This is a genomic window from Aminobacter sp. P4_H6_2 (genome assembly GCF_056400805.1).
Genome location: NZ_JBFUKO010000003.1, coordinates 28,415 through 43,153 on the forward strand (window position 1 = coordinate 28,415; position 14,739 = coordinate 43,153).

At 60.5% G+C, this 14,739-nt stretch carries 14 protein-coding genes; 3 read left to right on the forward strand and 11 right to left on the reverse strand.

Annotated elements, in window-relative coordinates:
- Nucleotides 1-148 precede the first annotated feature (148 nt).
- Both AC1DUU_RS00610 and AC1DUU_RS00615 read left to right on the forward strand, forming a co-directional pair.
- A complete protein-coding gene (locus tag AC1DUU_RS00610) occupies nucleotides 149-1,315 on the forward strand; it encodes a dihydrodipicolinate synthase family protein (RefSeq protein WP_476781464.1) in 1,167 nt (388 codons plus the stop codon).
- Between the two features lie 169 nt (nucleotides 1,316-1,484).
- A complete protein-coding gene (locus AC1DUU_RS00615; protein ID WP_476781465.1) occupies nucleotides 1,485-1,730 on the forward strand; it encodes a hypothetical protein in 246 nt (81 codons plus the stop codon).
- Nucleotides 1,731-1,837: 107 nt separating this feature from the next.
- Here the strand turns inward: AC1DUU_RS00615 and AC1DUU_RS00620 are convergent, their stop codons facing one another.
- From AC1DUU_RS00620 to AC1DUU_RS00670, 11 genes are all read right to left on the reverse strand, one after another.
- Nucleotides 1,838-2,902, reverse strand: a complete 1,065-nt coding sequence (locus tag AC1DUU_RS00620) for an ABC transporter ATP-binding protein (protein ID WP_476781466.1) — start codon at nucleotides 2,900-2,902, stop codon at nucleotides 1,838-1,840.
- A gap of 19 nt (nucleotides 2,903-2,921) precedes the next feature.
- Nucleotides 2,922-3,713, reverse strand: a complete 792-nt coding sequence (locus AC1DUU_RS00625; RefSeq protein ID WP_476781467.1) for an ABC transporter permease — start codon at nucleotides 3,711-3,713, stop codon at nucleotides 2,922-2,924.
- Entirely contained in the window at nucleotides 3,710-4,627 is a 918-nt protein-coding gene (locus AC1DUU_RS00630; protein WP_476781468.1) for an ABC transporter permease, read from the reverse strand. Before AC1DUU_RS00630 ends, AC1DUU_RS00625 begins: the two co-directional genes overlap by 4 nt.
- 64 nt (nucleotides 4,628-4,691) lie before the next feature.
- Nucleotides 4,692-5,798, reverse strand: a complete 1,107-nt coding sequence (locus AC1DUU_RS00635; protein WP_476781469.1) for an ABC transporter substrate-binding protein — start codon at nucleotides 5,796-5,798, stop codon at nucleotides 4,692-4,694.
- Nucleotides 5,799-6,037: 239 nt separating this feature from the next.
- Nucleotides 6,038-7,210: an iron-containing alcohol dehydrogenase gene (locus tag AC1DUU_RS00640; RefSeq protein ID WP_476781470.1), complete on the reverse strand. Its 1,173-nt coding sequence runs from the start codon at nucleotides 7,208-7,210 to the stop codon at nucleotides 6,038-6,040.
- Nucleotides 7,211-7,247: 37 nt separating this feature from the next.
- On the reverse strand, nucleotides 7,248-8,633 hold the full coding sequence (locus AC1DUU_RS00645; RefSeq protein ID WP_476781471.1) for an aldehyde dehydrogenase family protein: 1,386 nt from the start codon (nucleotides 8,631-8,633) through the stop codon (nucleotides 7,248-7,250).
- A gap of 16 nt (nucleotides 8,634-8,649) precedes the next feature.
- Entirely contained in the window at nucleotides 8,650-9,069 is a 420-nt protein-coding gene (locus AC1DUU_RS00650) for a type II toxin-antitoxin system VapC family toxin (RefSeq protein ID WP_476781472.1), read from the reverse strand.
- Complete coding sequence (locus AC1DUU_RS00655) at nucleotides 9,059-9,511, reverse strand: helix-turn-helix domain-containing protein (protein WP_476781473.1); 453 nt, start codon at nucleotides 9,509-9,511, stop codon at nucleotides 9,059-9,061. The genes AC1DUU_RS00650 and AC1DUU_RS00655 overlap by 11 nt, the downstream gene beginning before the upstream one ends.
- A gap of 53 nt (nucleotides 9,512-9,564) precedes the next feature.
- Complete coding sequence (locus AC1DUU_RS00660) at nucleotides 9,565-10,935, reverse strand: glutamine synthetase family protein (protein WP_476781474.1); 1,371 nt, start codon at nucleotides 10,933-10,935, stop codon at nucleotides 9,565-9,567.
- Nucleotides 10,936-11,034: 99 nt separating this feature from the next.
- Nucleotides 11,035-12,594, reverse strand: coding sequence for an amino acid permease (locus AC1DUU_RS00665; protein ID WP_476781475.1), 1,560 nt, complete (start codon nucleotides 12,592-12,594; stop codon nucleotides 11,035-11,037).
- Between the two features lie 18 nt (nucleotides 12,595-12,612).
- The gene (locus AC1DUU_RS00670) at nucleotides 12,613-13,434 is read right to left on the reverse strand and encodes an N-formylglutamate amidohydrolase (RefSeq protein WP_476781476.1); all 822 of its coding nucleotides are present in this window, start codon (nucleotides 13,432-13,434) and stop codon (nucleotides 12,613-12,615) included.
- Nucleotides 13,435-13,593: 159 nt separating this feature from the next.
- On the opposite strand from AC1DUU_RS00670, the gene AC1DUU_RS00675 reads away from it, so the two are divergent.
- A complete protein-coding gene (locus tag AC1DUU_RS00675) occupies nucleotides 13,594-14,421 on the forward strand; it encodes a MurR/RpiR family transcriptional regulator (RefSeq protein WP_476781477.1) in 828 nt (275 codons plus the stop codon).
- Nucleotides 14,422-14,739 lie beyond the last annotated feature (318 nt).

A 14,739-nucleotide genomic window follows, 5' to 3' on the forward strand; every position in this document is an offset into this window, starting at 1 on the left:
GCTGTTGTGACCTTTTCGGCGAAAATTGCTCTGCGACTCCAGCGATCARAGACTTGAAGTCCAGATGAACTCCGCGGCACCTCGATATTCCGCCTTGAAATTTGGAACGATCTAAATTACGACATGCAACCGATCAGGGGAGGAACCCATGGCCAGGTTTGTGAAGCTTCCACAAGTGGACCGCACGGTCATCGACTACAGGCTCGTGGGTACGCCATTGGAGCGACCCTCAGAAGTGCCCGTTTTCAACCGTATCGCCTATGCCGCAGCCCACGTCGTTTCCGATCCATGGGCCGATACAACCCCATGGAACAAGCCGGCGATCGACTGGGATACGACCATGGCCTTTCGCCATCACCTCTGGGGCCTCGGCTTCAGGATCGCCGAAGCGATGGACACCTCGCAGCGTGGAATGGGACTCGCCTGGGCCGGCGCACAGGAGCTGATCCGCCGTTCGCTCACCGAGGCGCGTTCGGTCGAAGGCGCGGACCTCGCCTGTGGCGCCGGCACTGATCAACTGGCCAAACAGGACGCCAAATCACTCGACGAGGTGATATCAGCCTATGAAGAACAGGTCGGCTTCGTTGAAAAGCATGGCGGCCGCTCGATCATGATGGCCAGCCGTGCACTCGCGCATGTTGCCAAATCGCCCGACGACTACCGCAAGGTCTACGGCCGGATACTAGGCCAGACCGGAGACAAGGTCATCCTCCACTGGCTCGGCGACATGTTCGACGCCGAGCTTGCAGGCTACTGGGGCAGCAGACGCTTCGAGGACGCGCTCGACACCGTGCTCGCCATCATCGTTGACCACAAGGACAAGGTCGAAGGCATCAAGATCTCGCTGCTCGACCAAGCCTATGAGGTCGAGCTACGCCGCCGCCTGCCCGAGGGCGTGATCTGCTTCACCGGCGACGATTTCAACTATGCCAGTTTGATCGAAGGCGACGGCACGCGCCACAGCCACGCACTGCTCGGCATCTTCGATGCGGTGGCACCCTCGGCCTCGAAGGCGCTTGCGGCTCTGGCGCAAGGCGATGTGGATACCTTCCGTGCCACCATCGAACCAACCGTGCCGCTGTCGCGCAAGATTTTCGAGGCGCCGACGCAGTACTACAAGGCTGGCGTCGTCTTTCTCGCCTGGCTCAACGGCCACCAGAACCATTTCACCATGCCGGCCGGCATGCAGTCGGCACGTGGAGCGGTGCATTACGCCGATATCTTCCGCCTGGCCGATCAAGCCAACGTACTCGACAGGCCAGACCTCGCGGTCGAGCGCGTGACGGCTCTCATGATGCAGTACGGCATCGGCTGACCCTTAGCTTCGCCTAGTCTAGCCCATTAATTTTTTGCGTTGGTTGGAACCAAACAGCGTCTCGGCTGTTTAGCTGTCGCTGGGGGCGGTGGCGTGCGCGTGAAATTTGTGCGTGCGGGCCTTTCGACGTGGTTCAATGAAATTGCTGAAACACCAAAGGAGCACTTATATGAAAAAGTTCGTACTCGCCTTGGCCGTTGCCGGCACAATGTCGTTTCCCGCCTTCGCCGACGCCAATGGCGTGGTAAAGGAATACAACAAGGAAACGCGCGTCATCACGCTGGAAGACGGCACCAGCTGGACTATTGACCCCTCTATCGCCATCCCACCGGAAGTTGCGGCAGGCGCCAAGGTCGATATCCAGACCGACAAGAACGACAACACCAAGGTGGTCAACGTTCTCATCAATCCATAGTCGGTTGCCGATTGCCAATTGCAGGCCACGGGCTCTGTCCGTGGCCTCTCATTTGACGGTATTCGTTCTAGTCGCCCTGCAGCATCACCGCAGGTTTGCTGTTGTACCTAATGTAGTACCAGCACATCCCCAGAGGAAAAACTGATCTCGGTCTTCTCGCCGACGGCAGGCGGAGGGCTGTTGGGGCTGTTGAAGGTGTCGAGCGAGACCATGTTTTGGCCAATGCCGACACGGACGCGGATGACCGAGCCCAGGAAATGCACGTCAGCGATCTGGCCGGTCAGGCTTGAATCATTGCCCGCCTTGCGCCCGAGCGCGATGGCCTCGGGACGAAGCGCAAACGACAGCGTGTCACCGGATTTCGACCCGTTGAGTTTGCCCTTGAGCCCTATCTCTTCGGCATTGATCTTGACCGTGCCCAACGCAGCGTCGCTGATCGTGCCCTCAAGCACATTGAGCGTGCCGACGAAGTTGGCGACGAACTTGGTCGAGGGCCGATTGTAGATCTCGAACGGCGTGCCGGTCTGGTCGGCGCGGCCTTCGTTCATCACCACGATGCGGTCGGACATCGACAGCGCCTCCTCCTGGTCGTGGGTGACGAAGATGGTGGTGATGCCGAGCTTCTTCTGGATCGAGCGGATTTCCTCGCGCAGCGAAATGCGCACCTTGGCGTCAAGCGCCGACAGCGGCTCGTCGAGCAGGAGCAGCTTGGGCTTGGGCGCCAGCGCACGCGCCAAGGCGATACGCTGCTGCTGGCCACCTGAGAGCTGATAGGGATAGCGGTCGCCGAATTCGGGCAGCTTGATGATGTTGAGCATCTCGGCGACGCGCGCCTGAGCTTCCGCCTTGGGCATGCCGGCAACCTTGAGGCCGAAGCCGATGTTCTGGGCGACGGTCAGGTTGGGAAACAGCGCATAGGCCTGAAACACCATGCCGATATTGCGCTGGTTGGGCTTGAGGCCAGTAACGTCCTTGCCGCCGATCATGACCTTGCCGGCCGAGGGTTCCTCAAAGCCGGCGACGATGCGCAACATGGTGGTCTTGCCGCAACCCGAGGGTCCGAGGAAAGAGACGAACTCGCCCGCGCCGACATCAAGATTGAAATCCTTGACCACGGCAACGTTGCCGAAGGATTTCTTGACGTTCTGGATGGAAAGGAAGGGGTCGGCCATAGGCTTTTGCTCTTTTTGTTCAGTTCGGGCGATTTGCCGACTTCGGCGCGAAACGTGCAAGGATCTGGATCACCGACATGCACCCCCRGGTGATGGCAAAAGCAATGACCGCAAGTGCTGCCGGCTCATAGGCGCGGTTGGCACCAATGTTCTGCAGATAAGGACCGAAGGCCGGGCGGTTGAGCAGGCTCGCCAATGTGAACTCGCCGATGACGATGGCGAAGGTCAGGAAAGCTCCCGACAGCACGGCGATCAGCACGTTGGGCAGGATGACGCGCGCGATGATGGTCACCCAGCCGRCACCGAGAATCTGGGCGGCTTCAGTCAGCGTGCGCACGTCGATGGTGCGCAGGCCCGTGTCGACGGCGCGGTACATATAAGGCAGCGCCAGCGTCGCATAGCCGATCACCAGAAGCGCATCGGTTCCCCGCGCCGAGCCCAGGAACGGCAGCGGCGAGTTCGAACCATACATCCTGATATAGCCAAAGACGATGACGATGGCCGGAATGACGAGCGGCAGCAGAGTGATGAATTCGACGATGGGCCTGAGCTGCGGCATGCGCAGCCTGATCCAATAGGCCGTCGGCACGACAAGCAGCACGCCCAGGATGATCGTGAACACCGCCACCGTCACCGAATAGGCGAAGGTTTCCTGGAAGCGGGCGTCGCCGAGCACGACGCGGTAGGCGTCAAAAGAGTATTCGCCGCGCCGCATGCGCAGCGAAAACTCGAAAGTCGCGATCAGCGGAATGAAGAAATAGGCGGCGCCAACAGCAAAGACGAGCCAGGCCCAGAAGCGACTGGACTTCATTTGAGCCACCTCTCACTGCGGGTCCTGAACCAGATATAGAAGATGTTGGCGAGACCGGTGACGAAGATCATGCCGAAGGCTAGCGCATAGCCGAGATGCGGATTGTGCAGCACGTCGCCGCGGATCTGCGCATAAAGCTTGATCGGCACGATGTTGAGCGACGAGCCGGTGAACGCATAAGCGGTGGCAATGGCACCGAATGAGTTGGCGAAGAGCAAGATGACAGTGCCGAGGAAGCTCGGCCACAAAACCGGGATCACGACCATCCGCCAATATTGCCAGGTCGTGGCGCCGAGCGTTGCTGCCGCCTCGCCCCACTCGCGCTTGAGTCCGTCGATGGCGGGCGTGATGATGACGATCATCAGCGGGATCTGGAAGAAGAGATAGACAACGATCAGCCCCCACGAGCTGAGCACGTTGAAGCCCATCGCGTAGATGTTGATACCGAAGGCGTCGCGCAAGATGACGGTCACGAGCCCGAGACGGCCGAGGGTCGCCAGGAAGGCGAAGGCCAGCGGCACGCCGGCGAAATTCGAGGCGACGCCCGAAAACGTCATAGTTGACGAGCGCACCCAGGTGGGCAACCCGCCGCGCACGATGGCAATCGCCATGGCAAGGCCGACGAGAGCGCCGATGGTGGCGGAAAAGAAACTGATCTTGATCGACACCCAGTAAGAGTCGCGGATCGACTGGTCGATGAACAATTGCCGGATGTTGTCGAACGTGAACTGGCCCTGATCGTTCTGAAAGGCCCCGACGACGAGGTAGAGCGTCGGCAGGATCAGGAACATCAGTGCAAAAATGAAGAACGGCGCGACGCCGAGCCAATGGGTCGGCAGGCGGAAGCCTCTTTGCGCGTCCGGTGGCGCGGAGCGCGCGGCATCAGCCGTGGTGGTTATGCTGGCTTGGGTCATTCGTGCGCCGTCTTGAGAGAAAATACGGGCGACCACGTGGCCGCCCGTGATGGCAGAAACTCAATTACTGGACGTTGGCGCCAACCACCGAATCCCACTGCTTGGTCACGATCTCTTTCGCGGCTGACTGGTCGTCAAGCGTCGGGAACACGGCCTTTTCATAAGACGCAGGCGGCGGCAGCTTGTCGAGCATTGCCTGCGGAATCTTGCCGTTCTTGGCGAGATCGTTGAAGCGGATCGGGTGGCAGTAGCCATCCAACCACGCGAGTTGGCCTTCGTCCGAATAGAGATATTCCATCCACAGCTTGGCAGCGTTCGGATGCGGCGCATAGGCGCTGATCGCCTGGACGTAGACGCCAGCGACGACGCCCGTCTTTGGAACGACGACTTCGACCGGCGGGTTGTTGTTCAGCGTGTCCCGACCCTTAAGCGCGTTGTAATCCCAATAAACGATGATCGGCGTCTGGCCCTGTGCCAGCGTCGCTGCCTTGCCGGTGACCGGCACGAAGTTTCCCTTGGCGTTCAGCTCCTTGAAAAAGGCGAGGCCCTTCTCGCCTGCGGACTTGGCGTCGGTTGCGCCCGAGGCCAGGCCGGCCGCGTAGACGCCCTGGATCGCCTGGTTGGACGTGCGAGGATCGCCGGCGAGGGCGACGGAGTTCTTGTATTCGTCCTTGAGCAGGTCGGCCCAGTCTGTCGGCGCGTTCTTGACGAGATCCTTGTTCACCATGAACGACAGCACGCCGTAATAGTCGCCGTACCAGAAGCCGTCAGCATCCTTGGCGGTATCGGGGATCGAATCCCAGGTCGAGACCTTGTAGGGCTGGATCAGGCCGTCGGCCTTGGCCTGCGGGCCATAGGAGAGACCGACGTCGATGACGTCAGGCGCCTGCGGGCCCTTGTTGTCCTTGTTAGCCTTGATGGCCTCGATCTCGTCGCTGGAACCCGCATCGGGGTTCAATTCGTTGATGGTGATCTCGGGGTACTTCTTCTTGAAGCCTTCGAACACCGCGCCGTAACCGCACCAGTCATGCGGAAGCGCGATGGTGGTGAGCTGGCCTTCCGCCTTGGCGGCGGCCTCGAGCGCGGCGAGATCCTGCGCGGAAACGATCGCGGTCGTCACCATCAGCGACGCCGCGGTAAGGGAAAGCACTTTTCCCGTAAGCTTGAACATGTTGTCCTCTCCGTTGAACTGACGCCCTGAGACGCCTGCGATGCGGTATCGGCTTCATGTGACAATCGCATGAAGGTTAAATGAAGCCGGCGCGCGCAGTGGAAAAAAGTTAACTACTTTTAATCGGTTGTCGCAATCGTCGCCGTTGTTTACCGGCTAATTAAATTGCGGAAGCCTCCCCAAGCCCTCCCCTCTATTTTGCCGACTATACAAGTCGCGTTCGCGTTCCAGCACTAGTCTCAAACCGTCCCTTCGATGGCGTTTTCAAGCAAGCCGAGTGCTGCCTTCTTGGTGAGCTTGATCGGGTTGCCGCCAGCGGTCGGATCGACCACCGCCATGTCGGCGATCAGGGTCTTGCGTTTCTTGTCCATGTCGAGACCCTTGATGAGCCCGGGCAGCGCGTGCGGCACCTTGAGTTCTTTGCGCAGCTTGATCACCGCCTTGGCGAAACCGTCGAAACCGCCCTTGATGCCGCAATAGGCAGCCAGCCGGACGATCTTGTCTTCGATCGCATCGCGATTGAACGCCAGCACATAGGGCATGAAGACGGCATTGGTCATGCCGTGATGGGTGTCGTAGAGACCGCCGATCGGGTGCGACAGGGAATGGATGGCGCCGAGACCCTTCTGGAATGCGGTCGCGCCCATCGCTGCGGCAGCCATCATGTTGGCACGCGCGGTCAGATCCTTGCCGTTGGCGTAGGCCTTGGGCAGGTTTTCAAAGACCAGCCGCACGCCTTCGACGCCGATACCGTCCGCCATTGGATGAAACCCGGGCGCGCAATAAGCCTCCAGGCAGTGCGCCAGCGCATCCATGCCGGTGCCCGCGGTGATGAATTGCGGCATGCCCACCGAAAGTTCCGGATCGGCAATGACGATGGCAGGCAGGATCTTCGGATGGAAGATGACCTTCTTGGTATGCGTCGCCTCATGCGTCAGAACACTGGCGCGGCCGACCTCCGAGCCGGTACCGGCGGTGGTCGGAACGGCGATGATCGGTGCAATGGCGTCGGAGTTGGCCCGGGTCCACCAGTCGCCGACGTCTTCGAAATCCCACACCGGCAGCGTCTGGCCTGCCTGGAAGGCGATCAGCTTGCCGAGATCGAGCGCCGAACCGCCGCCAAAGGCGATGACGCCGTCATGCTTGCCCTTCTTGAAGGCTGCAATGCCTGCGGTGAGGTTGGACTCGACCGGGTTCGGGCGAACATCGGAAAAGACGCCGTAAGGCACCTTGGCGTCATCGAGGATCTTCAGCGTCGAAGCGACGACCGGCAGTTTTGCCAGGCCCGGATCGGTGACGAAAAGCGGCTTCTTGATGCCGGTGGCGGCAAGCGCGTCGGGCAGCTCCGAAATGCGACCGGCGCCGAAACGAACGGTGGTGGGGTAGTTCCACTTGGAAACGAGTTTGGACATGTCTTTGCTTTCAGGAAATCGATTGGCTTTCGGGAAATCAGATCTTTTCGCGCAGGTGATAGGACTTCGGCCGGGTCAGATTGTCGTAGCCGATCTGCGACAAGGCCGCGCCCTTGCCGGTGTCCTTGACGCCGGTCCACACGAGTGCGGGATCGAGATAGTCGCAGCGGTTCATGAACACCGTGCCTGTTTCAACGCGGTCGCCGATCGCAACTGCATGGTCGGTGTCTGAGGTCCAGATCGAAGCGGTCAGGCCATAGGGGCTGTCGTTCATCAAGGCGATGGCTTCTTCGTCATTGCGCACCTTCATGATGCCGACGATGGGGCCAAAGCTCTCCTCCCGCATGACGCTCATCTGGTGGTCGACATTGGTCAGCACTTCGGCCGGCAGGTAGGGCGATCCCGCTTTGTCAGCCGCGTCCTTGGTGTTCATATGCGCGACGGCACCCTTGCGCAGGGCTTCGGCCTTCTGCTCGCGGATGAAATCGGCGAAGCGGGCCTGCGCCATGGGCCCCATTGTCGTTGCCTGCTCAAGCGGATTGCCCAGAACATAGCTTTTTGTTTCCGCTATGAAGCCCTCAACGAACTGGTCATAGACCTTTTCGTGGACGTAGACACGCTCGATGCCGCAGCAGCACTGGCCGGAATTGAAGAACGCACCCTCGACGAGGTTGGCGACCGCATGGTCCATCTTGGCGTCGGGCAGCACATAGGCCGGGTCCTTGCCGCCAAGCTCGAGGCCGAGCGTCATGAAGGTGCCGGCCGCAGCCTTTTCGATGGCACGCCCACCAGCAACCGAGCCGGTGAAATTGACGTGGTCGATCTTGCCGGAGGCGAGCAGCTTCTCGGTCTGGACGTGGTTCAAGACGATGTTCTGGAACACGCCCTTGGGCAGGCCTGCCTTGTCGAAGGCCTGCTGGAAACGCTCGCCGACGAGCAGCGTCTGGGCGGCGTGCTTCAAGATGACGGTCGAGCCGGCCATCAGTGCAGGCACGATGGTATTGACGGCGGTCAGATAGGGATAGTTCCACGGCGCGATGACCATGACCACGCCGAGTGGGTCCTTGCGGACATAGCGGCGGAAGCCGTCCTTGGGGTTGGAGGCGAGCACCGGCTTGAGCGCCTGTTCGGCGATCTCGACCATGTAGTTGGTGCGTTCCTTGACGCCGCCGAACTCGCCGCCATAGCGAACCGGGCGGCCCATCTGCCAAGCGATCTCGGGCACGATCTCGTCGCTCATCGCCACGAGGTGTTCCAGCATGGCCAGCATGTACTTGCCACGCTCGGCAATCGAGGTCTGGGCCCACGCGACCTGTGCGGTACGGGCGCGTTCTACCGCGGCGTTGACCGCCTTGTCCTCGGCGATCGGCCGTTCGGCATAGATCGACCCATCGACGGGGGATTTGAGTTTTACGGTTTCCAAAACAGAGAACTCCAGTTCAACAAGGGATTGTCTTGACAAAGCCAGCCGCACCGTAAGCAAGGATTGCACGATCCCGCGTGACGATGGCCAGGTTTTTCGATCGCGCCTGGGCTATGATGATGCGGTCCGTCGGATCGTTGTGGACGCCGCCGGGCAGAAACGAAGATTCAACCAAAACCTCGCTGTCGACAGCTTCGACACGCACAGCTCCTGCTTCAACAAACTGCTGAAACCATGCAAGTGGCGACTTGATGTACGGAAGCCGGCCCTTGGCGACAAGCAGTCCGATTTCCCAAGCCGACATCGCCGAAACGGAGATCACGCCGCCATTTTTCCGGACACTGGTGACCTCGTCGACGGCAACGCGTGCCACCGGCTGCTCGGTTGAAAGCCACAGAATAAAGCATGTATCCAGAAGCAGCCCGTCAGTCTTCATATGCCCTGCCCCAGTCGGGATCGGCAGGCGCGGTATAGTCGACGTCCGGCAACAAAGTCAGCGTGTCAGCCATGCAGCCGAACAAGGGATCGGCCCCGCGCGGTGCGACGATGCGCTCTTCGTTTCCGCCCGACGTATCTTTGAAATCCAACTGAGCCTCCATAAAGCCAGCACCGAGGTGCGGCTTCGACGTAGGGATCGCAGAAACCTCCGTGTCGCTACGCATGTATAAGTGAGCAACCACCGCGCTTACTGGTTCGTTGAGTATCGCTGCGATTTTCACAATTTCGTCTGTTTTAATCCCACGCTGGCCATTCAGTGCACGCGACAAGGCACTTGGGTCCAGCCCCATCTTTTTGGCCACCTGTCCACGAGACAGACCGTTCTCCTGCATTCGACTGTTGAACCATTCCTTGTCGATTTTTGTCTGAGACGTGGACATGTCGGCCTGATTGATATTGCGATAATCACATTATCTCGCAATTTTTGATTTTATCAATACCGCTCGAATCCCCTGTGCAATTCCCAGTCGGTGATGCGACGGTCGTATTCGAACTGTTCCCAGCGCGCGGTGTGGACGTAGTGCTCGATGACGTCCTCGCCGAAAGCCTCGATCAACATCTTCGACGACGCCAAGGTTTCCGTTGCATCGCGCAGGGTCTTGGGAATTTCGGGCAGGCTGGCAGCCTGATAGGCATCGCCGACGAATGGCTTCTGCAGCTCAAGCTTTTCGTCGATGCCTGCGAGGCCCGCCGCGATCAAAGCCGCGAAGGCGAGATAGGGATTGAGGTCGGCACCGCCGATCCGGCACTCCATGCGGATGCCCTTGGTGCCCTCGCCGCAGAGGCGGAAGCCAGCGGTGCGGTTGTCCTCGCTCCACATGATCTTGGTCGGGGCGAACGTGCCGGCCTGGAAGCGCTTGTAGGAATTGATATAGGGCGCCAGGAACCAGGTGAATTCCTTGGCGTATTTGAGCTGGCCGGCTGCCCATTGCTGACCGAGCTTCGACAACGTCCATTCACTGCCCTTGTCGTAGAACAGCGGTGTCTTGCCGTCCGCGCTCCACAGCGAGTTGTGGATGTGGCTGGAGTTGCCGGCGAGGCCGTAATTGTACTTGGCCATGAAGGAAATGGCCTTGCCTTCGCTGGCCGCGATCTCCTTGGCGCCGTTCTTCAAGATGACATGGCGATCCGCCATCTCCAGAACCTCAGCGTAGCGGACGTTGATCTCTTCCTGGCCCGGGCCCCACTCGCCCTTGGAATTTTCGATCTGAATGCCGGCAGCTTCCATCTCGTTGCGAAGCCGGCGCATGACGCCTTCTTCCTTGGTGGTGATGCCGATCAGGTAGTCGCCGATATAGGGCGATGCCGTGTCGAGGTTCTGCCAGTGCTTTCCACGCGCCGAGTCGTAGGTTTCGCTGAACAGGTAGAATTCGAGCTCGGAAGCGAAATAGGCGAGATAGCCGCGATCCTGCAGCCGCTTGACCTGCTTGCGCAGGATGCCGCGCGGCGAGTGGGCGAGGTCTTCATGCGTGTGGTGGTCCTGCAGGTCGCAGAGCAGAAGCGCGGTCTTTTCGAGCCACGGCACCTTTCGGATGGTGTCGAGGTCGGGCTTCATGACGAAGTCGCCATAGCCTTTCGACCAGCTCGCCGCCTTGTAGCCGGGCACCGGCTCCATATCGATGTCGTTGGCCAGCAGATAGTTGCAGCCATGCGTCTCGTCATAGGCGGATTCGACGAAGTATTTGGCCAAAAACCGCTTGCCGACCAGCCGGCCCTGCATGTCGACGGCACAAGCGAGAACCGTGTCGATCTCGCCTGTGGCGACAGCCTTTTTCAACTGATCGAATGAGAGATTTCCAGCCATTTTTGTTCCGCTCCGGGCAATGCCACTTCAAAAGATCGTCTTGGGGGTTGAAACGAGACGTGGCCGGCGCTTGGCCGGCCACGGCCATTGTGAGAGCTGTCAGTGTCCGGTTTCGCCCACGGCCCGTTCGGCCGCGGCGATCTCGGCGGCACGCTTGGCCACCTCGTCGCCGATCGGCGGGCCCTGGAAGCGGCGTGCCTCAAAACCGAACCAGACGATGCCGGTGACGACCAGGAAGCCGACAGTGATGTAGAGCGCCCAGTCGTTGGGCGGCTGGATGCCGATCACGAAGATCAGCACCATGGCAATGATCGACAGCACGGCGAACAGCTTGAAGACGCCCTCGCCGAGATCGAACGGTCCCATCTTGTCCCACTTCGACGTGCCCCAGGCAATCAAACCGAGCGCGATCGGGATGGTGAAGGAGAAGAACAAGAAAATGACCGTGCAGGCGACGACGATGGTGTAGACCGGCGTCTCGCCGATGGAGACAAGCGACGAGCCCCAGACGAACAGCACCGCCAGGATCGAGCCGGTCCAGATCGCAGCTACCGGCGTGCGGTAGGTCGGGCTGACCTTGGCCAGTGCCCGCGAGCCCGGCAGGCCACCGTCACGCGAGAAGGCGAAGATCATGCGCGACACCGACGTCACTGTCGCCAGACCGCACAGCCACTGGGCGACGAAGATGGCGAAGTAAAGCAGGTCCTTGACGAGCGGGTTGACCTRTTCGGTCATCGCCCAGAAGAACACGTTCCAGCCCTGCTTTGCGGCATCGTCCATGCTCGGCAGCATGAGCACGAACGAGCACAGCATGATGTAGCCGAACAGGGCCGACCACAGCACGGAACCGATCATGGCGCGCGGCACGGAATGTGCTGCCTTCAGCGTCTCTTCGGAGGTGTGCGCCGAGGCGTCGTAGCCGGTGATGGTGTAGATCGGCAGCAAAAGGCCAAGCAGGAACACCCACATCGACGAATTGGCCGGCCAGACATTGCCGCCCGCTTCACCCGAATAGTTCGAGAAGGTGAACAGTCGAGATATCTCGTAGCTGTCGGCCGCGATCAGGCACACGAGCGCCAGTGCGATCGCGGTTGCGAAGATCAGGTAACCGGAGAAGTCGGTGAGCTTGGCGGTAAGGCCGATGCCCATATGGTTCACCAGTGCCTGCAATCCGGTGATGATAGCCAGGAAGATGATACGGGTGGTGGTAGTGTCTTCGAGGCCGAGATAGGTGGTGCCAAAGGCGCCCATGAAGAAGTAGTAGGTGCCGACATTGATGGCGCCCAGCACGGTGACGAGGCCGAGCAAGTTGAACCAGGCAGTGAGCCAGCCGGTAAAGCGGTTGCCGAGGATCGAGCCCCAGTGATAGAGGCCGCCGGCCGTCGGATAGGCCGAGCTGATCTGCGCCATGGCGACGGCGAAGACCAGGCTGACGAAGCAGCCGAGCGGCCAGCCGATGCCGATGGCGGCACCGCCCGCGCCCGACGTTGCCTGGGCCAGCGAATTAATGCCGCCTGAGAGAATGCAGATGATGGAGAAAGAAACCGCGAAATTCGAGAACTGGCTCATTCGCCGTTCGAGTTCCTGGGCGTAGCCCATAYTGTGAAGGACTTGGACGTCCTCGCTCTTGTCTTTGTCGGTATAACCAGGTGCTGCCATGTCAGTGTCCCCTTATTGTTATGCCTTCGATTGAGCTGCGCGGCCGGTGCCCGTCTGGAATGGGGCTGCCTCGCCCGCCTCCGGTTCGAGTTCCGCAAAGATGCCCGTGAGCAAATCCGCCCATTTCCGCTGCCCGGTCTGCGCCGGAATTTCGTCGTTGCGGATTTCGATCATTGCGCACGGCAGGCCGCGCGACCTGCCGTGGTGTTCCAGGGTGAAATAGACGCGGTCGGCCGGCGAATAGGGCTCGTTGATGCCGACATTGACGTTGTCGAGTTCCCGCAGCGCCGCGATCAAGGGGGCGGCGAGCCGGGCATCTTCGTCGTGAATGATGCCGATGTGCCAGGGGCGCGAAACGCCCTTGTAGACCGGGGTGAAGGAATGGACAGACACCAGTCTCGTCTCCCGCCCTTCGCCGAGCCGTTCCGAAACGACCTCGTCGATCGCATCGTGGAACGGTCGCCATGATAGCGCGATTCGCGCCTCGCGCTGAGCGACGGTGAGTGCGGCGTTGCCGGGAATCGCTGTGGTTTCGCTGATCTCGGGGATCAGGTCGTTGGCCGCGAGCGGCCGGTTGCAATCAATGGCAAGCCGCGAGACGCAGGACTGAACCAGCGTCGCATCGAGGCCTTCGGCCATGCGTTCGGCGACCGGCAGCGCGCCCGGATCCCAGGCGATGTGGCGCTGCATTTCGGACGCGTCGAGCCCGAGCGTGCCGAAGCTCGCGGGCAGACGATTGGAAGCGTGATCGCAGACAATGACGTAAGGGCTGCGCCCGGCCCGATTGGTCACCCGGACGGCATTCGACATGGCGCGTAGTGCGGCCTGGCCCATACCCATTCATTCATCCCCGGGGCCGTATCGTATGTTACGTATTTTTGTTCATTGCGCCCCTATGGATGATTTCATACACATCGGAAGAGTTTGTCAAATGTCATTTGAGGCGCGCAACTGACTCACGGCTGGGCCAGATCGGCCACGTGCGCAGAGGAGATGCAGATGGTTTCGAGCGTTGCCGAATTGATCACGGAAAAGATCGACACGATGCCGGCCGGCGAGCGCCGTGCGGCCCAGACGCTGATCGCGTCATATCCGCTGATCGGGCTGAAAACGGTGGCCGAATTCTCCCAGCAGGCCGGTGTGTCGTCGCCGACCATCCTGCGCTTTGTTGCAAGGCTGGGATTCCAGAACTACCCGGAGTTCCAGTCGGCACTTCAGGACGAGCTGGCGGCCCAGTTGCAGTCGCCTGCCTCTCGCACCAACACGGCACAATCGCCCCTGCCCGCCTCGACAGCGCCTATCCTCGAGGCGGTGCTCGAAAATGTCCGCGAGACGTTCAGGCATATCTCGGACAAGCAACTCACCGACATCGTCGGTCAGCTCGCCAACCAGCGCGCCCATGTCTATCTCGTCGGCGGCCGCTTCACCGATCCCCTGGCGCGCTACATGGCCGCCCATCTCAATCTGATCCGGCCGAATGTCACCCACCTCGTCGGCCAGGAAAGCCTGTGGCGCGATCGGCTGATCGACATGAGCAAGCGCGACACGCTGCTGATCTTCGACATCCGCCGCTACCAGGACAGCCTGATCCACTTTGCCGAGAAAGCGCATAATCGCGGCGCAACGATCGTCCTGTTCACCGACCAGTGGCTGTCGCCGATCGCGCGGTTTGCCCGCCATGTGATCGCCGGGCGCACAGCAGTGCCTTCCGCCTGGGATTCGTCCGCTGCGTTGTTCGTGGCCGCCGAAACGCTGATCGGCGCGCTGACCCGAAAGCTCGAAACCGATGGTGCCAAGCGCATCCGCGAGATCGAGGATCTGCGCTGATCCGGCGTCCATTCCTGCAAAGATTACGCAGATTTAATGTGCGGCAGGCGGAGAATTGCCATAAGTCTCGGCTATCGAAATAGGCTATACTGCGGTCGCCTGCACGCCCTTTTTGCGCGCACAAGACCTCGAAACAATGTGCAGACGCCGCGCGCAGCGGTGTAGGTGGCACCGGATCGATGCCGGGCCGAGGGACTTAGCGAGACTGGAATGCAGATGGCCGCCTGGAAGCAGATTGTCTTGGCAATCGTCATTGCGCTTGTCGCAGCCGCTGGCTGGGTGCTRTTCGTACCGAGTTCGCGCACAGTCCTCGCAAGC